The sequence below is a fragment of the Devosia sp. J20-27 genome, assembly GCF_055808595.1.
Map to the genome: position 1 here is coordinate 2,509,075 of NZ_CM147875.1, position 24,675 is coordinate 2,533,749.

At 65.7% G+C, this 24,675-nt stretch carries 21 protein-coding genes; 18 read left to right on the top strand and 3 right to left on the bottom strand.

Features of this window, described 5'->3' with window-relative positions; translation table 11 throughout:
* Positions 1–128: 128 nt before the first annotated feature.
* The 7 genes from AC0L4C_RS12350 to ftsA all read left to right on the top strand — a co-directional run bounded on the left by AC0L4C_RS12350 (position 129) and on the right by ftsA (position 8,141).
* Positions 129–1,289 carry an FtsW/RodA/SpoVE family cell cycle protein gene (locus AC0L4C_RS12350; protein WP_473399908.1) on the top strand — a complete coding sequence of 387 codons (1,161 nt, stop codon included), beginning with the start codon at positions 129–131 and terminating at the stop codon, positions 1,287–1,289.
* A complete protein-coding gene (gene murG / locus AC0L4C_RS12355) occupies positions 1,286–2,374 on the top strand; it encodes an undecaprenyldiphospho-muramoylpentapeptide beta-N-acetylglucosaminyltransferase (protein WP_473399909.1) in 1,089 nt (362 codons plus the stop codon). The genes AC0L4C_RS12350 and murG overlap by 4 nt, the downstream gene beginning before the upstream one ends.
* A gap of 3 nt (positions 2,375–2,377) precedes the next feature.
* Positions 2,378–3,805 (top strand): UDP-N-acetylmuramate--L-alanine ligase, encoded by a 1,428-nt coding sequence (gene murC, locus AC0L4C_RS12360; protein ID WP_473399912.1) that lies wholly within the window; start codon positions 2,378–2,380, stop codon positions 3,803–3,805.
* Positions 3,802–4,794, top strand: coding sequence for a UDP-N-acetylmuramate dehydrogenase (gene murB / locus AC0L4C_RS12365; protein ID WP_473399913.1), 993 nt, complete (start codon positions 3,802–3,804; stop codon positions 4,792–4,794). The genes murC and murB overlap by 4 nt, the downstream gene beginning before the upstream one ends.
* A 109-nt stretch (positions 4,795–4,903) precedes the next feature.
* Complete coding sequence (locus tag AC0L4C_RS12370; protein WP_473399915.1) at positions 4,904–5,824, top strand: D-alanine--D-alanine ligase; 921 nt, start codon at positions 4,904–4,906, stop codon at positions 5,822–5,824.
* A complete protein-coding gene (locus AC0L4C_RS12375) occupies positions 5,812–6,831 on the top strand; it encodes a cell division protein FtsQ/DivIB (protein ID WP_473399917.1) in 1,020 nt (339 codons plus the stop codon). The genes AC0L4C_RS12370 and AC0L4C_RS12375 overlap by 13 nt, the downstream gene beginning before the upstream one ends.
* Before the next feature lie 14 nt (positions 6,832–6,845).
* The gene (gene ftsA, locus AC0L4C_RS12380; RefSeq protein ID WP_473399920.1) at positions 6,846–8,141 is read left to right on the top strand and encodes a cell division protein FtsA; all 1,296 of its coding nucleotides are present in this window, start codon (positions 6,846–6,848) and stop codon (positions 8,139–8,141) included.
* Here the strand turns inward: ftsA and AC0L4C_RS12385 are convergent.
* The gene (locus AC0L4C_RS12385; RefSeq protein WP_473399921.1) at positions 8,138–9,400 is read right to left on the bottom strand and encodes a DUF763 domain-containing protein; all 1,263 of its coding nucleotides are present in this window, start codon (positions 9,398–9,400) and stop codon (positions 8,138–8,140) included. The two genes, ftsA and AC0L4C_RS12385, sit on opposite strands and share 4 nt — an antisense overlap.
* Positions 9,401–9,700: 300 nt before the next feature.
* On the opposite strand from AC0L4C_RS12385, the gene ftsZ reads away from it, so the two are divergent.
* The 9 genes from ftsZ (at position 9,701) to AC0L4C_RS12430 (ending at position 21,268) form a co-directional block, all read left to right on the top strand.
* On the top strand, positions 9,701–11,350 hold the full coding sequence (ftsZ, locus tag AC0L4C_RS12390; protein WP_473399922.1) for a cell division protein FtsZ: 1,650 nt from the start codon (positions 9,701–9,703) through the stop codon (positions 11,348–11,350).
* 108 nt (positions 11,351–11,458) lie between these two features.
* Positions 11,459–12,415, top strand: a complete 957-nt coding sequence (gene lpxC, locus AC0L4C_RS12395; RefSeq protein ID WP_473399924.1) for a UDP-3-O-acyl-N-acetylglucosamine deacetylase — start codon at positions 11,459–11,461, stop codon at positions 12,413–12,415.
* 83 nt (positions 12,416–12,498) lie between these two features.
* A complete protein-coding gene (locus AC0L4C_RS12400) occupies positions 12,499–13,338 on the top strand; it encodes an outer membrane protein assembly factor BamD (RefSeq protein WP_473399925.1) in 840 nt (279 codons plus the stop codon).
* Between the two features lie 93 nt (positions 13,339–13,431).
* Complete coding sequence (gene recN, locus AC0L4C_RS12405; protein ID WP_473399927.1) at positions 13,432–15,096, top strand: DNA repair protein RecN; 1,665 nt, start codon at positions 13,432–13,434, stop codon at positions 15,094–15,096.
* Positions 15,096–17,309, top strand: coding sequence for an NAD-dependent DNA ligase LigA (gene ligA / locus AC0L4C_RS12410; protein ID WP_473399928.1), 2,214 nt, complete (start codon positions 15,096–15,098; stop codon positions 17,307–17,309). Before recN ends, ligA begins: the two co-directional genes overlap by 1 nt.
* Before the next feature lie 27 nt (positions 17,310–17,336).
* Positions 17,337–18,617 carry a hypothetical protein gene (locus AC0L4C_RS12415; RefSeq protein WP_473399929.1) on the top strand — a complete coding sequence of 427 codons (1,281 nt, stop codon included), beginning with the start codon at positions 17,337–17,339 and terminating at the stop codon, positions 18,615–18,617.
* Positions 18,618–18,645: 28 nt separating this feature from the next.
* On the top strand, positions 18,646–19,509 hold the full coding sequence (locus AC0L4C_RS12420; protein ID WP_473399930.1) for a DUF3828 domain-containing protein: 864 nt from the start codon (positions 18,646–18,648) through the stop codon (positions 19,507–19,509).
* Positions 19,509–20,696 carry a pyridoxal phosphate-dependent aminotransferase gene (locus tag AC0L4C_RS12425; RefSeq protein WP_473399931.1) on the top strand — a complete coding sequence of 396 codons (1,188 nt, stop codon included), beginning with the start codon at positions 19,509–19,511 and terminating at the stop codon, positions 20,694–20,696. Before AC0L4C_RS12420 ends, AC0L4C_RS12425 begins: the two co-directional genes overlap by 1 nt.
* Positions 20,697–20,779: 83 nt before the next feature.
* Positions 20,780–21,268, top strand: coding sequence for a hypothetical protein (locus tag AC0L4C_RS12430; RefSeq protein ID WP_473399932.1), 489 nt, complete (start codon positions 20,780–20,782; stop codon positions 21,266–21,268).
* Between the two features lie 4 nt (positions 21,269–21,272).
* Here the strand turns inward: AC0L4C_RS12430 and AC0L4C_RS12435 are convergent, their stop codons facing one another.
* On the bottom strand, positions 21,273–23,096 hold the full coding sequence (locus AC0L4C_RS12435; RefSeq protein WP_473399933.1) for an aminopeptidase P family protein: 1,824 nt from the start codon (positions 23,094–23,096) through the stop codon (positions 21,273–21,275).
* Between the two features lie 114 nt (positions 23,097–23,210).
* On the opposite strand from AC0L4C_RS12435, the gene AC0L4C_RS12440 reads away from it, so the two are divergent.
* Together AC0L4C_RS12440 and AC0L4C_RS12445 are read left to right on the top strand one after the other, a co-directional pair.
* A complete protein-coding gene (locus AC0L4C_RS12440) occupies positions 23,211–23,354 on the top strand; it encodes a hypothetical protein (RefSeq protein ID WP_473399934.1) in 144 nt (47 codons plus the stop codon).
* Between the two features lie 139 nt (positions 23,355–23,493).
* Entirely contained in the window at positions 23,494–23,628 is a 135-nt protein-coding gene (locus tag AC0L4C_RS12445; RefSeq protein WP_473399935.1) for a hypothetical protein, read from the top strand.
* Between the two features lie 115 nt (positions 23,629–23,743).
* Here AC0L4C_RS12445 and AC0L4C_RS12450 read toward each other — a convergent pair whose 3' ends face one another.
* Positions 23,744–24,613 carry a 50S ribosomal protein L11 methyltransferase gene (locus AC0L4C_RS12450; protein ID WP_473399936.1) on the bottom strand — a complete coding sequence of 290 codons (870 nt, stop codon included), beginning with the start codon at positions 24,611–24,613 and terminating at the stop codon, positions 23,744–23,746.
* Positions 24,614–24,675 lie beyond the last annotated feature (62 nt).

The following is a 24,675-nucleotide window of genomic DNA, read 5'->3' on the forward strand; positions in this document are numbered from 1 at the left end:
GTATCCTTTTTTGCCGCGCTGTAAGCCGGAGTCGCAAAACGCGAAACTGGTTGCAACTTGGTAACCAGCGCAGCGCTAGATTGCATGAAGTTTGAGTATCAGGAGCCGCCGGGCAGGGCGGGCCAATCATGTTTTCACGGGATCGCAAGACACCCCTCGCCGAGTGGTGGTGGACGATCGACAAGCAGTTGCTGTCGGCGCTCGCCTTGCTGCTGGTCGTCGGCATCGTGCTCAGTTTCGCCGCCAGCCCGCCGGTGGCCGAGCGCCTCGGGCTCGATGCCTGGCACTTCGTGGTGCGCCACGCCATGTTCTCGGCCATCGCGCTGGTGGTTCTCGTGGCGACGTCCATGCTGCCGCACCGGGTGTCCCGCATCACGGCCATCGGCGTGCTGTTCGTCAGCGTGCTGCTGCTCTGGGCCACGCTGCGCTTCGGCGTCGAGGTCAAGGGCGCCAAGCGCTGGATTTCGGCCTTTGGCCAGACCATCCAGCCATCCGAGTTCGTCAAGCCGGCCTTTGCCGTCATCGGTGCGTGGCTGTTCGCGGAAAGCATGAAGCAGCAGGGCATGCCGGCGCGCACGCTGGCGACGCTGATCATGCTGGCCATCGTGGCGGGCCTGCTGCTGCAACCCGACATCGGCCAGACGGCGCTGGTGCTGGCGACCTGGGCGGCGCTGCTGTTCCTGTCGGGCATTTCCTGGTTCGTCATTGCCGGCCTCGGCGTCGCCGCGATCGGCCTGCTCTTCGGCGCCTATGTGTTCTTCCCGCATTTCGCCAAGCGCATCGACAGCTTCATGAACCCCGATGGCGGCAACACCTATCAGGTCGACAAGGCGCTTTCGTCGCTGCTCGAGGGTGGCTGGTTCGGCCGCGGGCCGGGTAAATCGCTGGCCAAGAAGGTCATTCCCGACGCCCATGCCGACTACGTGTTTTCCGCTGCCGCAGGCGAGTTCGGCATCCTCTTCTGCCTCTGCATCGTGGCGCTGATTGCCTTCATCGTCATTCGCGCGTTGCTCGGCGCGCAGCAGCAGTCGAGCCTGTTTGCACGCCTGGCCGCCTCGACGCTGGCCATTCAGTTCGGCCTGCAGAGCGGCATCAACCTCGCGGTGAACCTCAACCTCATTCCGCCCAAGGGCATGACGCTGCCATTCGTCTCCTATGGCGGCACCTCGATGATCGCCATTGCCTTCGGCATGGGGCTGATGCTGGCGCTGACCCGCAAGCGGCCGCAGGAGCGCATCGCCTCGGGGCTGCCGGTCTATCGCATGCCGGCGGTGGCGCCGGCAGAATGAGCACATTCGTCCTTATGGCAGGCGGCACGGGGGGGCATCTCTTCCCGGCCATGGCGCTGGCGCAGGAATTGCGGCGGCGCGGTCATGTCGTCGACCTGATGACCGACCATCGCGTCGAGACCTATGGCGGCGATTTTCCGGCCCGGGAGATCCATGTCATTCCGGCGGCCACGCCGTCACTGCGCAATCCGCTGAAATTTGTCGCGGCAGGCCTCAAGATCACCGGCGGCATCGGCGTCGCCTATGCCAGGCTCGGTCGCATCCGCCCAGCGGCGGTCGTGGGTTTTGGCGGTTATCCGACCTTTCCGCCCTTCGTGGCGGCGCGCCTGCGCGGCATTCCGGGCATTCTGCACGAGCAGAACGCCGTACTCGGGCGGGCCAACAAGGCGCTGGGCCGGTTCGCCGACGTGCTGGCGCTGAGCTTCGAGCAGACCAAGTTCGCCGACCAGTTGAGCATCGACAAGCGTGTCACCGGCAACCCGGTGCGTGATGTGGTGCGGGCGCTGGCCGGTACGCCCTATCCGCCGCTGAACGGGTCATTGCGGCTGGTGATCTTTGGCGGCAGCCAAGGCGCCCGGGCGTTTTCCGATCTCATTCCGCCGGCCATTGCGCAACTGACCGAGCCGCTGCGGCATCGGCTGGCGATCAGCCAGCAATGCCGGGCCGAGGACCTTGATCGTGTCGCCGAGGCCTATCGCCGGGCGCGGGTGAATGTCGAACTGGCCACGTTCTTTACCGACATGCCGGCGCGCATGGCGCAGAGCCATCTGGTGATCGGCCGCTCGGGAGCGTCCACGATCGCCGAGCTGTGCGTTATCGGGCGGCCCGCCATCCTCGTGCCGCTGCCAGGCGCGCTGGATGCCGATCAGCGCAACAATGCCCTGTTTGTCGAGGCTGCCGGCGGTGGCTGGATCGAGGAGCAGGCCACGCTTTCGCCACCTTCGCTTGCCACTCGCCTAACGTCACTTTTCAGTGAGCCGGAAACGCTGCAGCAGGCTGCGGCGGCGGCGCAATCGCTCGGGCAACCGCGCGCGGTCGAAAAACTGGCCGACGAGGCAGAACGCCTCGCCGCCAGGGGGAAATAAGAAATGAAAATGCCGCGCAATATCGGTCCGGTGCACTTTGTCGGCATCGGAGGCATCGGGATGAGCGGCATTGCCGAAATCCTGCACAACCAGGGCTATGTGGTCCGCGGCTCGGACAGCGCCGAAAACCCCAACGTGCAGCGGCTGCGCAAGATGGGCATCGAGGTCGAGATCGGCCAGAGCGGCGACAATCTTCGAGATGCCGCCGTCGTCGTCATTTCCTCGGCCATCAAGAAGGGCAATCCCGAGCTTGCTGCGGCCCGGGCGCGTGGCCTGCCGGTGGTGCGCCGCGCCGAAATGCTGGCCGAGATCATGCGCTTCAAGAACGCCATCGCCATCGGCGGCACGCATGGCAAGACGACGACCACGACGCTGGTGGCGACGCTGCTCGACGCCGCCAACATGGACCCTACCGTCATCAACGGTGGCATCATCAACGCCTATGGCACCAATGCCCGGCTGGGCGGCGGCGAGTGGATGGTGGTGGAAGCCGACGAGTCCGACGGCACCTTCGTCAAGCTGCCCGCCGACGTCGTCGTCGTCACCAATGTCGATCCCGAGCATCTCGACCACTACAAGGATTTCGACCACGTCAAGCAGGCCTTCCTGACCTTTGTCGAGAATGTGCCGTTCTACGGCTTTGCCGTGATGTGCCTCGACCACCCGGAAGTGCAGGCGCTGGTCGGCGAGATCCGCGACCGCCGCGTCATCACCTATGGCCGCAATCCGCAGGCCGATGTGCGCCTCGTCGATCTCGAGGTCGGCGAGAATGGCGTGCAGCACTTTGCCGTCGAGATCCGCGACCGCATCCGCATGACGCACCTGCGCATCGAGGGCCTCGAACTGCCGATGCCGGGCGAGCACAATGCGCTCAATGCCACGGCGGCCATCGCCGTCGCCGACCAGCTCAAGGTGCCGGCCGAGGCCATCCGCAAGGGCCTCAAGACCTTCTCCGGCGTCAAGCGCCGCTTCACCCGCACCGGTACGGTGGCCGGCATCACCATCATCGATGACTACGGGCACCATCCCGTCGAGATCGCCTCGGTGCTGCGTGCCGCGCGTCAGGCGACCAAGCGCGACGTCGTTGCCGTGGTGCAGCCGCACCGCTATTCGCGCCTCAAGGACCTGTTCGATGATTTCGCCGCCTGCTTCAACGATGCCGACACGGTCATCGTGGCGCCGGTCTATGCCGCCGGCGAGGCGCCGCTCGAGGGCGTCACGCACGAGGAACTGGTCGCCCGTATCCGCGCCCGCGGCCATCGCGATGCCCGCGTCATCGACCGTCCGGAAGCCCTCGCGCCGCTGATCGCCAGCCGCGCCGAAAGCGGTGACTATGTCGTCTGCCTCGGGGCCGGCAACATCACGCAGTGGGCGGCGGCGTTGCCGGGCGAACTCGGCGTGCTGCTCGACGAAGAGCCGGAGCTGCCATGACCGAAACCGCAGCCGCCTGGCCCGATCTCATCCCGACACTGCAGCCCTGGATTTCCGAGGTTCGTGGCCGGCTGATCCCCAACCAGCCGCTCAGCGAAATCACCTGGTTCCGCGTCGGCGGACCGGTGCAGCTCTATTTCCAGCCGGCCGACGAGGCCGATCTGGCGTTCTTCCTCAAGCACCTGCCGGCCGACATCCGGGTCACCACCATCGGGCTTGGCTCCAACCTCCTGATCCGTGACGGCGGCCTTGATGGCGTCGTCATCCGGCTCTCCGCCAAGGGTTTTGGGGCGGTCGAGGTGCTGGACGGCCACGGGCTGCGCGTCGGCACCGCCCTGCCGGACGTCAAGGTGGCGACTGCCGCTGCGGAAGCGGGCATCGACGGGCTGACCTTCTATCGCGGCATTCCCGGCGGCATTGGCGGGGCGCTTTACATGAACGCTGGCTGCTACGGCACCGAGACGCGCGAGCGCATGGTCGAGCTGCGGGCCGTGACGCGCGAGGGCGAGATTGTCACGCTGAGCAACGCTGACATGGGCTACCACTATCGCAAGTCGAACGGGCCGCGCGGCGCGGTGTTCACCTCGGCCGTCTACCAGGGCTTTGCCGGCGATCCGGCCGACATTCTGGCCCGCATGCGCGAGATCACCGAAAAGCGCGAAAGCTCGCAGCCGACGCGTGCCAAGACCGGCGGTTCGACCTTCAAGAACCCCGAGGGCCACTCGAGCTGGAAGCTGATCGACGCGGCCGGCTGCCGCGGGCTCGTGGTCGGCGGCGCCCAGATGAGCGAGCTGCACGCCAATTTCCTGCTCAACATCGACAACGCGACGGCCTTCGACATCGAGACGCTGGGCGAAACCGTGCGCCATCGCGTGCGTGCCAATTCCGGCATCTCGCTGAAATGGGAAATCCGCCGCATGGGCCATTTCATCCCCGGGCGTGAAGTGCGTGAATTCACCGACGGCGACGTCTTCACGGGAGCCGTATGACCGTGCCCGACTTCCCCACCGCATTGGCCGCCTCGTCCCCTCTCCCCCCAGGGAAGAGGGTGGCCGAAGGGCGGGTGAGTGGCGCACACCCGCTCTGGAGTAGCGAACAATGAGCAAGCATGTCGCCGTCCTCATGGGCGGCTGGTCGAACGAGCGACCGGTGTCGCTCAAGTCCGGCCGTGAATGTTCCGATGCGCTGACCCGGGCCGGCTATACCGTCACCGATGTCGATGTCGATCGCGACATTGCCGGCGTACTGCAGCGGCTCAAGCCCGATGTGGTGTTCAATGCCCTGCATGGCCCGTTCGGCGAGAGCGGCATGATCCAGGGCCTGCTCGAACTGCTGCGCTTGCCCTATACGCATTCGGGCGTCCTCGCCTCGGCGCTGGCCATGGACAAGCATCAGGCCAAGATCATGCTCAAGGCCGCCGGCATTCCGGTCACCGACCACCTGATCATGAACCGCGCCGATGTGGTGCGCGCCCACGCCATGCCGCCGCCCTATGTGATCAAGCCGATCGCCGACGGCTCCAGCTTCGGCGTCTTCATCGTCAAGGGCGACCAGGCCCATCCGCCACAGGAATTGCTGCGCGAGGACTGGAACTCGGGCGAGGACGTGATGGTCGAGCGCTACATTCCCGGCCGCGAACTGACCTGCGCGGTGATGGGCGATGTCGCCCTCGGGGTGACCGAGATCGTCACCGACCTCTCCTTCTACAATTACGAGGCAAAATACGCCAAAGGCGGCTCGCACCACATTATTCCGGCGCCGGTGCAACCGAATATTTACGATAAAGTGCAGAAGATGTCGCTCAAGGCGCATGCTGCGCTCGGGTGCCGGGGCGTGACACGGACGGACTTCCGTTTCAACGACCAGGCCGGGCCGGACGGGGAACTCGTCTGTCTCGAAATCAACACCCAGCCAGGCATGACCGAAACATCACTGGTTCCCGAACAGGCCATCCATGCGGGCCACACATTCGAGGAGCTGGTCTCCTGGATGGTGGAGGATGCGAGTTGCAACAGGTAGGGGCTAAAGGGTTTGCCGATGCCCGGGCCGTGCATCCGCTTGCCCGTCCGCCGGCCAGGCCGCAGCCGCTCGCCCTGCGCATCCCGGCGCCGCCGCGCACGGCCCGCCGCCGCGCGCTGATCTCGGCAAGCCATGCCTGGGTGCTGCATCGCCGGATCATCATCCGGGCTGCCGGCGCGCTGCTGGCGCTGCTCTGCATTGTCGGCGTCTATCAGGCGCGCGAGCCGCTGGCCAAGCTGGGCGGCAATGTCTTCAACATCGTGCAGGGCGAGTTCGCCGCAGCGGGCTTCGGCATCGATGCGATCACCATTTCCGGCCAGACGCTGAGCCAGGACCAGCACATCATCGCGCTGCTGATGATGAGCGGCGGCGCCTCGACGCTCAATTTCGACGCCCAGAAGGCCCGCAACCTGATCCGCTGGATGCAGGCGGTCGACAGCGCCAATGTGCGCAAGGTCTATCCGGGCGAAATCATCGTCGACATCGTCGAAAAGACCCCGGCCGTGCGCTGGCGCGTCGGCACCACCACCTGGCTGGTCAACGAGACCGGCACGCGGATCGGCACCGATCCGGCGGCTGCCTATACCGAGCTGCCCCTGGTGGTCGGGGAGGGGGCGGCCGATGACGCCATCATCATGACCCGCATGATGGCCCGGCACCCGCTGCTGCTCGACGATCTGGCCGCCCTGTCGCGCATCGGCGACCGGCGCTGGGATCTCATCTATTACACCGGCCTGCGTGTGCAACTGCCCGAGCAGGGCGTGGCGCAGGCGCTCGACCACCTCGAAACCTACCAGCGCGACCATGCGCTGCTCGACCGGGACGTGACGCTGGTCGATCTGCGCGTGCCTGGGCTCGTGGCGCTGAAGCCGGGTCCGGTCGCCGACGAACAGATCGCCGCCGCGGCCAAGCCGGGCAAGAAGAAGCCCGTCGCCAAAGCCGATCCCGTGAAGGTCGCCCCCGTATATGTAACGCCTGCCCAGCGGCCGGCAGACAAGGCACAGTGATGATGACCGAGGCCATGACCGCACGTCTCAAACCCGTTCAGCCGGGGCGGACCACGCTGGTCGCCGTGCTCGATATCGGCTCGACCAAGATCTGCTGCGTGATCGCCCGCCTGGTGCCGCGCCCGGAGGGCAAGTCGCTCAAGGGCCGCACGCACGTGGTCGAAGTCATCGGCTTTGGCTATGGCAAATCCTCGGGCATCAAGTCCGGCGTCATCACCGACCTCGACAAGGCCGAACAGGCTGTGCGCACCGTCGTCGGCATGGCGGAGCGGGCCGCCGGTCTCACCGTGCAGTCGGTGATCGTCAATGTCACCGCCGGCCGGCTTGGTTCGGAGACATTCTCGGCCACGGTCAATCTGGGCGGCCTCGAAGTCGAGCGCGGCGATATCCAGCGCGTGCTCAAGGCCGTCAACGAGCGCTCGGTGCGCCCGGAACGCTCGATCATTCACGCGCTACCCATCGGCTATGCCCTCGATGGCCAGAAAGGCGTCAAGGACCCGCGCGGCATGGTGGGCGAACGCCTCAGCGTCGATGTGTCGGTGATCTCGGCCGAAACGCTGGCCATGCGCAATATCGAGCTGGTGCTGCATCGCTGCCATCTGCAGATCGAGGCGCTGGTCGCCACGCCCTACGCCTCGGGACTGTCGACGCTTGTCGACGACGAGTCGCAGCTGGGCGTGGCCTGCATCGATCTGGGCGGGGCGACGACGACCGTCTCGGTCTTTGCGGAGAACCAGCTGGTCTATACCGATGCCATCGCCATTGGCGGGCACCATCTCACTCTCGATATCGCCCGCCACCTCTCGGTCAGCGTTGCCGATGCCGAGCGGATCAAGACCGTCTACGGCTCGGTACTGCCGGCCCAGGCCGACGAGCGCGACCTCATCCCCATCGTTCCGGTCGGCGCCAGCGAGGACGAGGCGCCGGGCCAGATCCCGCGCTCGCACGTCACCCGCATCATCCGCCCGCGCATCGAGGAAATGTTCACCGCCGTGCGCGATCGCATGCAGGCCACCGGCATGATGGATATCTGCGGCTGCCGCTTCGTGCTCACCGGCGGAGGCAGCGAACTCACCGGCCTGCCGGAAGTCGCCCGCCGCGTCCTCGCCCGCAATGTCCGCAACGGCCGCCCGATGGGCATTTCCGGCCTGCCCGAGATGGCCAAGGGCCCCGCCTTTGCCTGCGTTGCCGGCATGCTGATCTACCCCCAGGTCTGCGCCCAGGAATTTTCCGAACCGCGCACGGCCCGCCTGACCGGCACCGACGGCTACATCGCCCGCGTCGGCACCTGGCTGAAGTCGGCGTTCTAGCCCGCCCTCCGCTTCTTCACCCGCGCGAACGGTTCGGCGGCGTCGTCGAACACAGTGCGGCCGCCATAGTCCTCGGAACGGCGCCATTCCTCGTCCACAAACTCCTGAAAGCCCGGACCCTTTGCCGTGGCTTCGAGCTGCCGCGTCTGGTGGTCGAGCCGTTTGATGGCGCTGGACTCCTCGCTGTGGCCGAGCCGCGCCTTGACCACGGCGTATTTCAGCACCCGGATAGTCTCGTCGTAGACTTTCAGCGGCACCGGGAAGGGGGCACCGTCCTTGCCGCCATGCGCCATGGCGAAGCGGGCAGGGTCGGTGAAGCGGTGCGGAGCGCCGTGGATCACTTCGGCCACCTGGGCCAGCGACTTGACGGTGCGGGCGCCGATGCCGGGCACCAGCAGCAGCTCGGAGAAGTCCCTCGGCGCCTGCCCTTCGGCGGCGGCCAGCGCGCCATGCAGGCGCCGCATGATCACGTCCTTTTCGCGGATGTCGTGATGCGCCGGCATGACCAGGTGGGGCAGGGTCATCTGCGCCGGTGGCGGCACCTCCTTGCGCGGCATCAGGTCGATCAGCTGGTCGACAATGCCGTCCGGGCCAAGCGTCGCCAGCAGGTCGAGCTGGGCCTTGCGGGAGTTTTCCGCCCGCCGGTCGGTGAGGTTGGTGATCTCGCCGCTGTTCTGGCCCTCGATCGCGACGTGCGGCGCATCGACGAAGTCGGTCAGGCCCTCCGAGGTCCAGTGGTAGCGCCGGGCGGTGCCGAAGTCGCCGCGCATGCCCTGTTGCACCACCACCCAGCTGCCGTCGGCGGCCACGATGAAGCCATGCAGATAGAGATCGAACCCGTCCTGGACCGCGGCGCTGTCGACCTTGGCGACGAGCCGGCTGGCCTGCGCCAGGGCGGCGCCGTCGAAACCGACGCGATTGCCGATCTCCACCAGTTCACCGGGAGTCTTGCGCGAATGCCTGCCGCGGCCGCCACAGACGAACAGTCCGAGTTCGCGCTCGAGCGGCTGCAGGCCACGCTTGAGTGCGCCGATGACGCTGGTGGTGATGCCGGAGGAATGCCAGTCCATGCCCATGACGGCACCGAACGACTGGAACCAGAACGGGCTCGACAGCCGGCGCAGCAGTTCCTCGCGTCCATATTCCTGGACGATGGCGTCGCAGATCACGGCCCCGAGTCTGGCCATGCGCTGGGCCAGCCATGGCGGTACCCGGCCGCCATGCAGTGGCAGATCGGCGCTGCCTGATCGCTGAGCCATTGGCGGCCCTCCTGTCTCGATACGGAACATAAAGGGAACGGTAACGAAAGTGAAGCGTCCTGATACAGAATTCGGAGGCCGTGGCGCCTTTCCGGGCTGGGTCGCATCGACCCGTTCATTCGTAAATTCAGAGTGTTAGCGCTTTGGGCTGCAGTTCCAGCCCATACTTAACCGGAGCTTACAAGTGTCCGGCAGCGTCTTGCATTTTGCGTCTGGGTTAACGGATTCGGCGGTTTTGTTAGGAGGCGGTTAACGAATTGGCGACTAAAACTTAATCAACACGCCACGATGGGGCCCTCCATGACGATCAATCTCACGATCCCTGACATCCAGGAACTCAAGCCGCGCATCACCGTCTTCGGAGTCGGTGGCGCCGGCGGCAATGCCGTCAACAACATGATCGCCTCTGGCCTGGACGGTGTCGACTTCGTGGTCGCCAACACGGATGCCCAGGCTCTGGCGCTGTCGAGTGCACAGCGGATCATCCAGCTGGGCGTGGCGGTCACCGAGGGTCTCGGCGCCGGCTCTCACCCCGAGGTCGGCAAGGCTGCCGCCGAAGAAAGCTGGGACGAGATCAATGATCACCTCTCCGGCTCGCATATGGTGTTCATCACCGCGGGCATGGGCGGCGGCACCGGAACCGGCGCGGCGCCGGTGATTGCGCGTGCCGCGCGCGAGCAGGGCATCCTGACGGTCGGCGTCGTCACCAAGCCGTTCCAGTTCGAGGGTAACCGTCGCGGTCGTCTGGCCGAGGATGGCATCGACGAGCTGCATCGCCATGTCGATACGCTGATCGTCATTCCGAACCAGAACCTCTTCCGCGTCGCCAACGAGAAGACCACCTTTGCCGACGCCTTCAAGATGGCCGACCAGGTGCTCTACTCGGGTGTCGCCTGCATCACCGATCTGATGGTCAAGGAAGGCCTGATCAACCTGGACTTTGCCGACGTGCGCGCCGTCATGCGCGGCATGGGCAAGGCCATGATGGGAACCGGCGAAGCCGAGGGCGAAGATCGTGCCCGTCATGCGGCAGAAGCCGCCATTGCCAATCCGCTGCTCGACGACGTGTCGATGCATGGGGCGCGCGGCCTGCTGATCTCCATCACCGGCGGTCCGGACCTGACGCTCTATGAAGTCGACGAGGCGGCGAGCCGCATCCGCGAGGAAGTCGATCCGGATGCCAACATCATTCTGGGCGCCACCTACGATCCGAACCTGAACGGCACGATCCGCGTCTCGGTCGTTGCGACCGGCACCGATGCCACCATGGTGCAGGCCATGGAGCCGATGGCTTCCAACAGCGGTCGCGCGCCGCTGCAGGTGCAGCAGCGCCGTCCGATGGCCGACGCTGCGCCCCAGCCGCAGCCGGAACCCGAGGTTAAGTCGTTCGAGCCGCTCGAATCACAGGTCGAGCAGGCCGTGGCCGAGGCGATCCAGGAGCCGACCTATACCAGCTACCAGGAAGACGACGGCGTGACGGTGGAGCCCTATATCCCGGCGGCTGCCCACAACATCATCGAAGAGGGCATGCGGGCCCCGGAAGCCCCGATTCCCAGCGTTTACGTGCCTTCCAGCGCCGAACGTCCCGATGGCCAGCGGCGCATGCCGCGGACCGAGGAACTGCCGGTTGTTGCAAGACGGTCACTCGCGCCCCAAGAAAAGCAGGACGTCGAGCCGCGCAATGCCCGCGCCCTGTTCAAGCGCCTCGCCTCCAATGTCGGCAATGCGCTGCGCTCGAGCGAGCCGCACGGGCTTGATGAAACCGAGCATACACGCGCCGACGATGCCGCTGCCCGCAGCGCCATAGAGGCCGGAACGCCTAGGGTTTCGCAGGGTTCGCAGCCCGCGCAGGGGGCTGCCGGGTCGCTCGACAAGCACGGCCGCGAGCCGGCTCCGGCGGCGCAGAAAGAGCATATCGAAATCCCGTCTTTCCTCCGGAAGCACGGCTGATCGAGGCTTAATCAGAGGTTAAAAACTTCGCCCGGTGCGGCTTCCGCGCCGGGTTTTTATTGGCTAAGACTGCACCGGGGCCGTCTGTCGGGGTTTGGAGTCTAATTGATGCAGAAACTTTCGGCGCGGCAACGCACCCTTGCTCGCGCGCTCGAATTCAGCGGTTTTGGTGTCCATAGCGGATTGCCCGTCACCCTCACCATCGAGCCGGCTCCCGCCGACAGTGGCTATCTGATTGCTCGGAAACTCGACAATGGCGTGACCGTCGGTCCGGTGCCGGTGCATTTTTCGCGCGTCACCCGCACCACGCTCTGCACCACGCTCGATCTTGGCGACAGCGTTTCCGTGGCGACAGTGGAGCATGTGATCTCGGCCCTTTCGGGCATGGGTGTCGACAATGCCCTGGTGACGCTGACCGGCGCCGAGTGCCCGATTCTCGACGGCAGCGCGCAGCCCTACGTCAACGGCATCATGGAAGCCGGCCTCGACGTGCAGCCGGCGCCGCGCCGCTACATCAAGATCATGCGGCAGGTTCTCGTCCGCAACAACGAGGCTTCCGCCGCGCTCGAGCCCTATAATGGCCGCATGCTGGACCTCGAGATCGATTTCGACAGCCGGGTCATCGGCCGCCAGCGCATGATCTTCGACTGGACGCCGCGCAAGTATTGCGACGACGTCGCCCGCGCCCGCACCTTCGGCTTCGTGCGCGATGCCAAGATTCTCCGCCAGGCCGGCTATGCCCTTGGCTCGTCCCTCGACAATTCCATCACCGTGCACGAGGACCGCATCCTCAATCCGGGCGGCCTGCGCTACGAGGACGAGTTCGTCCGTCACAAGCTGCTCGACGCCATCGGTGATCTGGCCCTGTGCGGCCTGCCGATCTATGGCCGGTTCCGCTCCTACAAGGGCGGCCATGCGCTCAACGCCCTCGTGCTGCACGGGCTGTTTGCGAGCGAAGCCAACTATGAGATAGTCTCGGCCGAAGATTTGCCGCTGGCCTTTGACGCACTCGACGACGTGCCCGATGGTCTCGAAGTGCGGCCTTATCTCCGTTCGGTCGGCTGATCCGGTTCTGCAGCCACAGTTTTGATCGTTTTTGTAAGTAGTCGGCTTGTCGCAAGACGGCGTGTAACGTGACGGGGCTATTCGTGATTACCAAGGCATCTGCGGGATATATCGGCCGGTTCGCCCGGATCGCGGCGATCGGTCTGCTGGCGGTTGCGCTTGCGGGATGCGACATGTTCGGCGCGCCCAAGATCAAGGAAGAGACCATCATCCCGCCGGAAACGCTCTATGCGACGGCGATCAAGGACATGGACAACCAGCGTTACGTGACGGCGGTGGCCAATCTCGAAAAGCTTGAGCGCCAGCATCCCTACTCGGACTACAACGAGAAGGCCAAGCTGATGCAGGTCTATGGCAATTACCGCATCGGCAAGTTCGACGAAGCGATTCTCGCTGCGGACCGCTACATCGCGCTCTATCCGTCCAACAAGGAAGTGCCCTACGTCCTCTACCTCAAGGGCAATGCCTATTTCGGACAGATCAAGGACATCACGCGCGACCAGCAGATTTCGCGCGACGCCATCGATACCTACACGCTGCTGATCTCGAACTATCCCAAGAGCGAGTACGCCAAGGACGCGCAGGAAAAGATCCTCGTGGCCTATGACCAGATGGCCGGCAAGGAAATGTCGGTGGGCCGCTACTACCTCGGCAACGGCCAGTATGCCGCCGCCATCAACCGCTTCCAGACGGTCGCCGAGAAGTACCAGACCTCGACACATATCGAGGAGGCGCTCTATCGCCTTACCGAATCCAACCTGGCGCTCGGCCTCGTCAGCGAGGCGCAGACGGCTGCTGCCGTGCTCGGCCACAACTATCCGGCCAGCCAGTGGTACAAGGATGCGGTCAGTCTGCTGCAGAAGCAGGGTCTGGCGCCGCAGATCAATCAGGGCAGCAAGCTGGCCACCCTGAAAAAGGCCTGACAATTTCGTTGCCAGTTTGTTCCTGCTCGCGCTAGGTTCGCCGTCGCGCGGCAGGGGCTATGATCCGCGCTGCTTTGAGGGGTTGTTCCCGGAATGCTGAGTGCGCTCTCGGTCCGCAACATCGTTCTGATCGATCAGCTCGATCTGGCTCTCGACGAGGGTCTGACCGTGCTGACCGGTGAAACCGGTGCGGGCAAATCCATCCTGCTTGATGCCCTGACGCTGGCGCTCGGCGGGCGCGGTGACGCGTCGCTGGTGCGGGCAGGGGCCGACAGCGGCCAGGTGGTGGCGGTGCTGTCGCTGCCGGCAGCCCATCCGGCGCGCGAGGCGCTGCGCGACAACGCGATTGCCGACGACGAGGATGTGATCCTGCGGCGCGTGCAGTTTGCCGACGGGCGCACCCGTGCCTTCATCAATGACCAGCCGGTGTCGGCCGGCCTGCTGCAGAGCGTCGGACGCCTGATCGTGGAAATCCATGGGCAGCACGACGACCGCGCGCTCGTCGATGTCGCAACGCACCGCACCTCGCTCGATATCTTCGGCGGCTATGACGTTGCCGCCGTGCGCATGGCCCACGCGACTCTGGTCGAGGCGGATGCCGCCGTGGCGCGGCAGCGGGCGATCATCGACGAGGCCCATTCGCGTGAGGACTATGCCCGTCACGTGGTCGAGGAACTCGCCGAACTCGGGCTCGAGGTCGGTGAGGAGGAAGTGCTCGCCGAGCGCCGCGCCCGGCTGATGACGCTGGAGCGTGCTGCCGAGGAAGTGCGCGATGCCGACGAGATCCTGAACGGACCCTCCGCGCCCGGACCGGTGCTGGCCGGGCTGATGCGGCGCCTGCTGCGCAAGGCCGAGGGTGGCGCGGCGATCTTCCAGCCCATCGTCGAGGCGCTTGATGCCTCGCTGGTGGCGCTCGACGGCACCTCGGATGCGCTTGAAACGCTCAAGCGCGAAATGGCCTTCGATCCCTCCGACCTGGAGCGGGTGGAAGAACGACTTTTTGCACTGCGCGCCGCAGCCCGCAAGCATCACGTCACCGCCGACGGGCTGATCGAGGTGCTGGCAAAGTACCGCGCCGAACTCGACATGCTGCAGAGCGGCGAAGAATCGCTGGTCGCTCTGGAAACCGCCGCGGCGGCCGCGCGCGCTGCCTATCTGAAGGCCGCCACCAAACTCAGCGCCGAGCGCGAGAAGGCAGCGAAGGCGCTGACCAAGGCGGTCGAGGCCGAGCTACCCGATCTCAAGCTCGGCGCTGCAAAATTCATCGTCGACCGGCAGGTCGATGCCGAGCGCGTGGCGGCCACTGGCTTCGACCAGATCGCCTTTCACGTGCAGACCAATCCCGGCACGCTGGCCGGGCCGCTGCTCAAGGTGGCCTCGGGCGGCGAACTCAGCCGCTTCCTGCTGGCGCTCAAGGTGGTGCTGGCCGATCGCGGCTCGGCTCCGGTGCTGATCTTTGACGAGATCGATACTGGCGTCGGCGGGGCAGTGGCCGATGCCATCGGGCGGCGGCTGTCGCGGCTGGCCGGCAAGGTGCAGGTCATCTCGGTGACCCACGCTCCGCAGGTGGCAGCGCGGGCGCGTACGCATCTGATGATCGAGAAGCAGGCGATCTCGGAGGGCGCCTTCATGCGCACCCATGTGCGGCCGCTCGATCAGCCGGCGCGGCGCGAGGAAGTGGCACGCATGCTGGCCGGTGCCACGGTGACGGAAGAGGCCCGCGCGGCGGCCAGCAAGCTGATTTCAGAGGTGCACTAGTGGCGGCGACGGACCGGGAGATCGAGAGCTTTTCCGAGGATGAGGCGCGGGCCGAACTCAGCCGCCTGCACGAGCTGCTGTCGGCTGCCGATCTGGCCTATCACCAGAAAGACGCTCCCGAGATCACCGATGCCGAATATGACGCGCTCAAGCTGCGCTACCTCGCCATCGAGGGGGCCTTTCCCGAGCTCAAGCGTCCTGACAGCCTCAGCGGCAAGGTGGGCGCGGCCCCGGCCGAAGGCTTTGCCAAGGTCCGGCACGCCGTGCCGATGCTCAGCCTTGCCAAGGCCTACACTGATCAGGACGTGCTCGACTTCATCGACCGCGGCCGGCGCTTTTTCGAGCGCGACAAGGACCTTGATCTCGCCTTCACAGCCGAACCCAAGATCGATGGCCTCTCGGCCTCGCTGCGTTACGAGAACGGCGTCTTCGTGCAGGGCGCGACACGTGGTGACGGCGCGGTGGGCGAGGACATCACGGCAAACCTCCTGACCATCGACGATATCCCCAAAAAGCTGACTGGCTCAGGCTGGCCGTCGACCATCGAGATCCGGGGCGAGGTCTACATGACCTATGCCGAGTTCGAAGCCCTCAAGGCGCGTTCGGCGGCCGTCGGCGGGCAGGATTACGTCAATCCGCGCAATACGGCTGCCGGCTCGCTGCGGCAGAAGGATGCCTCGGTCACCGCCAGCCGCAACCTCAAATTCTTCGCCTACGCCTGGGGGCTCGCCAGCGAGGAGCCGGCCGCGACGCAGTTCGAGGCGGTGCAGAAGTTCGCCGCGTGGGGCTTCAAGATCAGTCCGTTGATGGTGCGCGCCAAATCGGCCGAGGAACTGATCGCGCATTACAAGGTCATCGAGGCGCAGCGCTCCTCGCTCGGCTACGACATCGACGGCGTCGTCTACAAGGTCGACAGCCTCGAGCTGCAGAAGCGCTGGGGCTTTGTCACCGGCGAGCCGCGCTGGGCCATCGCCCACAAGTTCCCGGCCGAACAGGCGACCACCACGGTCAGGCGCATCGACATCCAGGTTGGCCGCACCGGTACACTGGCGCCCGTGGCGCGTCTGGCCCCGGTGAGCGTGGGCGGCGTCGTGGTGGAGAACGTCACGCTGCACAACGAGGACTACATCAAGGGCATCGACAGCACCGGCGCACCAATCCGCGGCGACGAGCCGATCGATGTCCGGGTGGGCGACACCGTGGTGATCCAGCGGGCCGGCGATGTCATCCCGCAGATTGTCCGCGTCGTGCTGGAGAAGCGTCCGGCAGACGCCGTTCCTTACGAATTCCCGCACACCTGTCCGGTCTGCGGCTCGCCGGCGACCCGCGAGCACAACGAAAAGACCGGCAAGGAAGACTCGCGGCGCCGCTGCACCGGCGAAATGATCTGCCCGGCGCAGGCGGTGGAACGGCTGCGTCATTTCGTGTCGCGCGGCGCCATGGATATCGAGGGCCTCGGGGCCGAGAACATCGAGCTCTTCTTCTCGGCCGGGCTGCTCAAGACCGCCGCCGACATCTTCACCCTCAAGGACCGCCGGCCGGAGGTGCAGCAGGCGCTGTTCGAGCGGCGCGAGGCGCAGGCGCGCGAGCGCGAGGCGGCCAAGGGTGTCACCCGCAAGAAGGTGCTGACCGCCGAAGAGCGCACCTATGAGGGGCTCGACAAGCTGTTTGCCGCCATAGATGCGCGGCGCGAGCCCGAGCTCGACCGCTTCATCTTTGCCCTGGGCATCCCGCATATCGGCGAGACCACGGCGGCGGCTCTGGCCAGGACCTTCTCGACGGTGGAGGAATGGGTGCGGGTCGGCAAGGATACGGCGGCCGCCGAAGACCCGACCAGCGTCTTCCCCTCGGTCGACGGCATTGGCGGCACCGTCATCGAGGCCATGGTCGACTTCTTCGGCAATGCCCGCAATGACGAGGTTCTTGATGCCTTGCTCGAGCAGGTGCATCCAAAGCCCTATGTCGTCACCGTTTCCGCCGATAGCGAAGTGGCCGGCAAGACCGTGGTCTTCACCGGCAGCCTCGAGAAGATGACGCGGGGCGAGGCCAAGGCCATGGCCGAGCGGCTGGGCGCCAAGGTGGCTGGCTCGGTCTCGGCCAAGACCGATATCGTCGTCGCCGGGCCGGGGGCGGGGTCCAAGCTCAAGGATGCCGAAAAGCACGGCGTCCTTGTTTTGGACGAAGACAAGTGGTTGGAACTGGTGTCCAAATAGCCGGGGGGCGCTTTGGAGGGTCTTTCCATGTTCAAGCGCGCCGTGGCCGTTCTGGCGACCGCCTGTGCACTCGGTTCACCGGCGCTGGCCGGCGAGGCCGGTGATCTCACCCGCAGCTATCTCTATGAGGGGCAACTCGTGGCGGCGCACGACGCGCTGACGCCGCTGGCCGGTGCCGGCGACGCCGAGGCGCGCTTCGGGCTGGGCATGGTGGATTTCGTGCAGGCCGTCGAAGGGCTGGGTCAGGGGCTCTATCGCTACGGTCTGGCGGCACCCGATGCCGGGCCGATGGCGCCGATGATGAGCCTGCCCATTCCTGCCAATCCCGCGCCGCAGACGCTCGACTATGCCAGTTTCCGTGGCGTGCTCGAAGCGCTGCAGGCGCAACTCGATCTTGCCAGCGACAGCCTGCAGGCGGCGGGGGCCGAGGGCGACTATGTAGTGCCGATCGACATCCTCAGGATTAGCGTCGACATCACCGGTGATGGCGTGGCCGAGCCGACCGAAAGCATCGGCGCGGTGCTGGCCATGGCGCTGGGCATCGATCCGGCCGACCTCAGCCGTCCGGCCTCGCCGACACGCAACCAGACGGGGCAGGGCGCGCCTGCGCCGGCCGTTTCGCCGACCGAAATCGGCTTTGACCGGGCCGATGCCATCTGGCTGGCGGGGTACTCCAATGTCGTGGCCGCACAGGCCGACTTCCTCCTGGCGCATGACTTCACCGAGATCTTCAACGCTGCCTTCCACCGGCTGTTTCCGCGGGCAGGCCTGCCGATGCAGGGGTTTTCGAGCGGCGGCCAGCTGATGATGGATCCGGCCACCGACAATGCCATCGCCGATCTCATCGCCGCCGTGCACACCATCAACTGGCCGGTGATAGAGCCGGACCGCCTGCGGCGCGTGCATACGCGGCTCAAGACCGTCGTCGCCCTGTCGCGCCGCAACTGGGAGGTGATCCTGGCCGAGACCGACGACGATCGCGAACTGGTGCCCAACCCCAGGCAGAGCAGCGTCGTGCCGGGTGGCGCGGTCACCGCCGAAATGGTCACCGCCTGGCGGGCGACGCTGGATGCCACCGACCGGATTCTCGATGGCACGCTGCTGATACCGCACTGGCGCTTCCGGCAGGGGTTCGATCTCAAGGCCTATTTCGAGACTGCCACGCGCACCGATTTCATCATGATCCTCACCGGCTATGGCGCGCTGCCCTTCCTGCGGGACGGGCCGGTGGCCGATGCCGGCACATTTGCCGAAGCCAACCGGGTATTTGGCGACAATCTTCTCGGCTATGCCTTCTGGTTCAACTAAGACTGCGTCTCATCCTCGGGGTCACATCATGCGCCTGCTTGCCGTTCTCGGCCTTCTGCTCGCCACCATCCTGCCGGCCGCTGCCTTCGACACGCCGGAGGCATTGGCTGAAGCGCTCTATGCCCCCTATCTGGGCGGCGAGGCGATCGATCCGGACGCGCTGCGTTCGGACGAGCTCAACCGCATGTACGCCTCCGAGACATCCCGCATCGAAAATGGCGAGGCGGCGTCCTTCGACTTCGATCCGATGATCAACGCGCAGGACGCCGAGATCACCGACTTCACCACCGCCCTCGGTCCCGATTCGAACGAATACGCCGCCACGATAGCGGTCAGCTTCAAGAATTTCGGCCACCCGGTGGCGCTCGAACTCTCCGCCTTCAACTATGATGGCGAGTGGAAGCTCGAGGATGTGGTCTCGGCCATGCCCGAAAATCCCTACCGGCTGAGCGAACTGCTCTCGCCGAAAATCGTCATCGGCGACGACGCCTTCGCCGATCCGCGCAAGGTGGTCGAGGTGCTCTATTCGCCCTATACCCCGGATTTCGAATGGCGGCGCTGGGACGGCGACCAGCTCAACTCCAGCGGCCTGAACGCGCTCTACGAGGCCGACCGCATCGAAGCCAATGGCGAGATGGGACGGATCGACTTCGATCCGGTCATCAACGGCCAGGACTACGAGGTCACCCATCTCGTGATCAGCGAGGCCGAGATTTCCGGCGACAGGGCCACCGTGCCGGTGTCGTTCAAGAATTTCGACCAGGAGCAGAATATCTGGGTCACGCTGGTCAACGAGGACGGCCGCTGGAAGGTGGATGACATCGAGAACTTCGATGCCGAATATCCCTACCGGCTGCGCGCCATCCTCGAAGCGCCGCTGCCGACCTACTGATGGACAGCGCCGACCGTTTCCCGGCCGTTCCCCGCCCGGTCATCCGCGATCTCGCCGCCTCGCTCATTCGCGAGGTGGCCAATGCCGGCATGGGGCGCACCGACATCGTGCCGTTCTGGTTCGGCGAATCCGACCAGCCGACGCCGGCCTTCATCCGCGCCGCAGCGGTACAGTCGCTGGAAGCGGGCGAGACTTTCTATTCGCAAAACCTCGGTCGCCCCTATCTGCGCGAGGCGATTGCGTCCTACCTCACCGGCCTCCACGGCCGGTCCATCGCGCCTGAGCGGATCGCGGCCACCGGATCAGGGGTCTCGGCCCTGATGCTGGTCATGCAGGCCGTGCTGTCGCCCGGCGACAGGGTCGTGGCGGTGACGCCGCTCTGGCCCAATATCGTTGAAATCCCGAAAATTCTCGGCGCCGGGGTCACCCGCGTGCCGCTGGCCGTTGCCGACGGTCGCTGGAGCCTCGATGTCGACCGGCTGCTGGCGGCGCTGACGCCCGATACCCGGCTCTGCATCATCAACTCGCCCAACAATCCCACCGGCTGGACCATCGCGCCCGAGGCCATCGCCGTCATCCTCGCCCATTGCCGCAGGCACGGCATCTGGCTGCTGAGCGACGATGTCTACGAGCGGCTGGTACACGATCCGGCCCTCGCGTCGGCGCCATCCTTTCTCGCCGCCGCTGAACTCGGCGACCGCGTCATCTCGGTCAACAGCTTTTCCAAGGCCTGGAGCATGACCGGATGGCGCATCGGCTGGATCGCCGGGCCCGAGCCGGTGATCGCCGATCTCACCAAGGTCATCGAGTACAATACGTCCTGCATTCTCGAGCCGGTGCAGCGCGCTGCCACCGTGGCGCTGCAGCAGGGCGAGCCGGAAGTGGCGCGTCTGCGCGCCCATCTGCGGCAGACGCGCAGCCTGCTGGTCGAGGGGTTGCGGGCTCTGCCGGGCACGGTGGTGCCCGAGGCAGGCGGCGCCATGTATGTCTTCTTCCGTGTCGCGGGACATGACGACAGCATCGCCCTTGCCAAGCGCCTCGTTGCCGAAGCCGGCCTCGGGCTGGCGCCGGGCGCCGCCTTCGGTCCGGAGGGTGAGGGCTGGCTGCGCTGGTGTCACGCGGTGGCGACGCCGCGGTTGACCGAGGGCATCGAGCGGCTCTCGACCTTTCTCGGCCGACACGGTTAGCGCCACAATCTTTCACGATTGGCGCCGCCATTGCGCCCTACGACGCGCGTAACAGTCCGGCACTGCAATTGCGGGGTGGGGCTATGCTGCGCACGTTCCTGATCATCATCATCTGTCTGCTGCTGCCGGGTGCGGCGCAGGCCTTCGAAACGCCCAGAGCGCTGCTTGAGGCGATCTACCAGCCCTACCAGGCCGGCCGGGCGCATGCGAGCCTCGACCCGTTCTACTCGAACCGGCTCAAGGGCCTGTTCATCGACCACGCCAACCGGTCCACCGGCGATATGGCCTCGCTCGACACCAGCATTGATGTCTCGCCCGACCGCAGCTTCAACCCGTTCCTCGACGCGGACAATGCGCTGCTGCTCGACGTGCAGATCGGCGAACCGGTAATCCTGGGCGACAACGCCATCGCCACCGTCAGCTTCCACAATTTCGATCACCCGAGCCTTCTGAGCGTCGCCATGGTCAAGCAGGCCGACGGCTGGAAGGTCGACGACGTGACCTCGACCGGCCTCGGGCAGAACTGGATGCTGTCCTGGCTGCTGCTCTATGACCCGTGGGACGTCAAATAGCGGCTCAGATCGCCCGCGTGGCCTCCTTCAGCCACGCCTTGACCTCGCCCTTCACCTGCGGACCGATCTCCTTGAACACGCGCTTGTGGTAGGCGTTGAGCCAGTCGCGCTCTGCCTCGGTCAGCAGCTTTTCATCGACCAGTCGCAGGTCGATCGGCGTCAGCGTCAGGGTCTCGAATTCCAGGTAGCCGGGGAACTTGCTCTCAACCACGAGGATCAGGTTCTCGATGCGGATGCCGTAGGCGCCTTCCTTGTAGTAACCCGGTTCGTTCGAGAGGATCATGCCGGCCTCGAGCGGCTGGGGATAGCGTGAGGATATGCCGGCCGGTCCCTCGTGCACCGACAGGAAATGCCCGACGCCGTGGCCGGTGCCGTGGTTGTAGGTCAGGCCGGTCTGCCACAGGAACTGCCGCGCCAGCACATCGATCTGCGCGCCCGAGGTGCCCTTGGGAAAGCGCACCGTCGAAATCGCCATCATGCCCTTGAGCACGCGGGTGAAGCGGTCCTTCTGCTCGGCGGTGACCTTGCCGGTCGACATGGTGCGGGTGATGTCGGTGGTGCCCATCAGATACTGGCCGCCTGAGTCCACTAGCATCAGTTCCCCCGGTTTCAGCGTGCGGTTGGTGCCGCTGTTGACCCGGTAGTGGACGATGGCGCCGTTCGGGCCGGCGCCGGAAATGGTGTCGAAGCTGACATCAGCCAGCGCCTCGCTTTCGCGGCGGAAGGCTTCCAGCGCGGTGACGATGCCGATTTCGTCGAGCTTGCCCTTGGGCGCCTCGGCGTCGAACCAGCAGAGGAATTTGGCCATGGCAGCGCCGTCGATCGACTGCGCCTCCTTCATGCCGCTGATCTCGACCTCGTTCTTTTTCGCCTTGGCGAGCAGCACGGGATCGCGCTTTTCCACGATCACCGCGTCCGAGACGCCCCGGATGGCATCGAAAATGGCGACGGGGCAGGTGGCCGGGTCGAGTTGCACCCGCTTGTCGGCCGCCCCCAGCTGGCGCAGGCCGGCCATCATGGTGCCGGCGTCGGCAACCTTGGCAATGCCGGCCAACCCCTTCCGGACCTCGGGCGTGATCTTGCTCTTGTCGAGATAGAGCGTCGGCTTGCCCTTCCTCGGCACGATGGCAAAGCCGAGCACGAACGGCGTATTGGGCACATCGCGGCCACGCATGTTGAACAGCCAGCAGATCGATTCGGGCAGGGTGAGCACGGTGGCGTCGACATCGTCGCTCGCCAGCGTCTTCTGCAGCTCGCCCAGCTTGTCACCGGCGGTCTTGCCAGCCCGGTTGTGGCCGAGAAACTCGACGAGGCTCACCGGTGCGCCCGGACGGTCTTCCCAGACCGAATCGACCAGATTGCGGGTGGGCACCAGCTTGGCGTGCCCTTCCAGCTTGGCCGTCAGGTCCTTGATTTCGCCGGGCGTGTGCAGCCAGGGATCGTAACCGAGCTTGCCGCCCTTGGGCACGACCTCGCCGATCTCGGCTGGCATGCCGCCCTGGCCGCCCTCAAGAACCTTGATCAGCCTGGTGTTGGTTTCGGCCGGGGCCTGCAGGGTGTAGCGGCTGTCGACGAAGAGCGTCGCCTTCTTGAGGCCGATGGCCGCGATGCCGGCGGAACCGGTGAAGCCGGTGACATAGGCCAGACGGGCATCGCCGGGCGGCACATGCTCGCCGCGATGCGCATCGCCCCGCGGCACCAGGAAGCCATCGAGGCCGGCCTCGGCAATGGCTGCCCGCAGCGCCTTGAGACGTGGGGCCACGTTGCGTTTGTCGGTCTTGATGTCGAAGGTCTGGTAGACGGTAGGTTCGAAGGTGGTGCCGCTCATTCTGGTGTCTCTGCCGCTTGCAGCAGCCGGATGGCTGTCATGTGCGCCGGACCCTAGCAGAGCAGGCCAGACTGCCCAACTATCGGGGTGCAGAAACGCAATGGAGTCATCGCCATGACGAAGAGCCCCAATATCTTCAGGAAAGCGCTGGACCACATGATCGACGGCCGGCAGCGCAGTGCGCAGCGCTTTGTCGACAGCTACCTCAGGGACCACCAGCCGGCACAGCCGCCCGGCCAGCCGCGAGGCGATCGCTGAGTCGTTCATATCCCGTTAAGGCGGGTTGCGCAAAACGAATGGCAGGTCTGCCAAAGCAGGCCTAACGCAGCGGGCCGGAGCGGCCTATATCGCTTGTGTGGGGCAGGTGCCCCGCATCGACTATTTGGAGACTGCCACAATGCCCGAGAGCAAGAACGATTTCAGGAAGGCGCTTGGCTCTGTGATTGAAGCACGGGGCCGCGAGGCAAGCCGTCAGGTGAACTACCGCTTTCAGCACCAGCTGATCGGCGCCATCACCAAGCGCCCGATCTGATCGGCCGCCCCGCAAGGCGCAGACGACAGCATCGCGACCGCTGATGAATCCCTGGCCACGGCTGGGGATTTTGCTTTTTCAGGGGGGTGATGCGGCCCCGTCCTGGCGCAGCCGGCTAGAGTTTTTCGAGCACCAGCGTCGCCCATTCCTTCTTCAGGATCTTGAAGCGCACCACCATGCCCAGGCGGGCATAGGCGGCGACGACGCGCGGCGCCTGCTTGAGCAGGATGCCCGAAAGGATGATCGAGGTCCCCCGGGTCACCAGTCGGTTCATGTCGGGGGCGAGCGACACCAGAGGGCCGGCGAGGATATTGGCCACCACCATGTCGAACGGCGCCTTGGCGATGATCCGGGAATTGTCGAGCCCGGCGGCCTCAACCGCCTGGACCCATCGGGCGACGCCATTGTCGCGGGCATTGGCAATAGTGGTCTCGACGGCAATCGGATCGATATCGCTGGCGAGCACCGGCTGCCGCAGCCGCTTGGCGAGGGCAATGGCGAGCACGCCGGTGCCGGTGCCGACATCGATCGGGTTCTTCGGGCGCTTGCGCTTGAGCACGCGGTCGATGGCCTCGAGGCAGCCGGTCGTGGTTTCGTGGTGGCCGGTGCCGAAGGCCTGGGCTGCGTCGATACGGATGGCCTGCATGCCGGCCGGTACCTTGTCGGCGTCATGGCTGCCGTGGATGAAGAAGCCGCCGGCGACCACCGGCGCCAGTCCTTCGAGCGATTTGGCGACCCAGTTGACCTCGGGATCGAGCAGTTCGACCGAGAACTCGACCGTGCCGCCCAGGGTTTCGCGGGCCAGTTCGACGAAGGCTTCCAGCGCCGGACGCTCGGTACAGGTCGCCTCGAAGATCCATTCGCCGGTGGCCTCGTTCTCGTGGGCGGAGGCAATGGCGGCGAGATCGTCGCGCTCGCTCACGGCGTCGACCAGGGCGTAGGCCTGATCCTTGGTGAGGGGGACGGAGAGCTGCGAAAGGGTCATGGCACGTGTTTCCGGTGATTGGCCGTTTCATGGGCTCGCAGGGGGGCTCAAGTCAACGCCGC

What these genes read in the sequence shown, in the direction of transcription:
- recN (WP_473399927.1), top strand. Translation starts at nt 13,432, where the DNA reads ATGCTGAGTGCGCTCTCGGTCCGCAACATCGTTCTGATCGATCAGCTC.
- AC0L4C_RS12350 (WP_473399908.1), top strand. Translation starts at nt 129, where the DNA reads ATGTTTTCACGGGATCGCAAGACACCCCTCGCCGAGTGGTGGTGGACG.
- AC0L4C_RS12385 (WP_473399921.1), bottom strand. Translation starts at nt 9,400, where the DNA reads ATGGCTCAGCGATCAGGCAGCGCCGATCTGCCACTGCATGGCGGCCGG.
- AC0L4C_RS12425 (WP_473399931.1), top strand. Translation starts at nt 19,509, where the DNA reads ATGGACAGCGCCGACCGTTTCCCGGCCGTTCCCCGCCCGGTCATCCGC.
- AC0L4C_RS12430 (WP_473399932.1), top strand. Translation starts at nt 20,780, where the DNA reads ATGCTGCGCACGTTCCTGATCATCATCATCTGTCTGCTGCTGCCGGGT.
- AC0L4C_RS12415 (WP_473399929.1), top strand. Translation starts at nt 17,337, where the DNA reads ATGTTCAAGCGCGCCGTGGCCGTTCTGGCGACCGCCTGTGCACTCGGT.
- AC0L4C_RS12420 (WP_473399930.1), top strand. Translation starts at nt 18,646, where the DNA reads ATGCGCCTGCTTGCCGTTCTCGGCCTTCTGCTCGCCACCATCCTGCCG.
- AC0L4C_RS12445 (WP_473399935.1), top strand. Translation starts at nt 23,494, where the DNA reads ATGCCCGAGAGCAAGAACGATTTCAGGAAGGCGCTTGGCTCTGTGATT.
- ftsZ (WP_473399922.1), top strand. Translation starts at nt 9,701, where the DNA reads ATGACGATCAATCTCACGATCCCTGACATCCAGGAACTCAAGCCGCGC.
- murC (WP_473399912.1), top strand. Translation starts at nt 2,378, where the DNA reads ATGAAAATGCCGCGCAATATCGGTCCGGTGCACTTTGTCGGCATCGGA.
- lpxC (WP_473399924.1), top strand. Translation starts at nt 11,459, where the DNA reads ATGCAGAAACTTTCGGCGCGGCAACGCACCCTTGCTCGCGCGCTCGAA.
- AC0L4C_RS12440 (WP_473399934.1), top strand. Translation starts at nt 23,211, where the DNA reads ATGACGAAGAGCCCCAATATCTTCAGGAAAGCGCTGGACCACATGATC.
- murG (WP_473399909.1), top strand. Translation starts at nt 1,286, where the DNA reads ATGAGCACATTCGTCCTTATGGCAGGCGGCACGGGGGGGCATCTCTTC.
- AC0L4C_RS12450 (WP_473399936.1), bottom strand. Translation starts at nt 24,613, where the DNA reads ATGACCCTTTCGCAGCTCTCCGTCCCCCTCACCAAGGATCAGGCCTAC.
- AC0L4C_RS12435 (WP_473399933.1), bottom strand. Translation starts at nt 23,096, where the DNA reads ATGAGCGGCACCACCTTCGAACCTACCGTCTACCAGACCTTCGACATC.
- AC0L4C_RS12370 (WP_473399915.1), top strand. Translation starts at nt 4,904, where the DNA reads ATGAGCAAGCATGTCGCCGTCCTCATGGGCGGCTGGTCGAACGAGCGA.
- ftsA (WP_473399920.1), top strand. Translation starts at nt 6,846, where the DNA reads ATGACCGCACGTCTCAAACCCGTTCAGCCGGGGCGGACCACGCTGGTC.
- murB (WP_473399913.1), top strand. Translation starts at nt 3,802, where the DNA reads ATGACCGAAACCGCAGCCGCCTGGCCCGATCTCATCCCGACACTGCAG.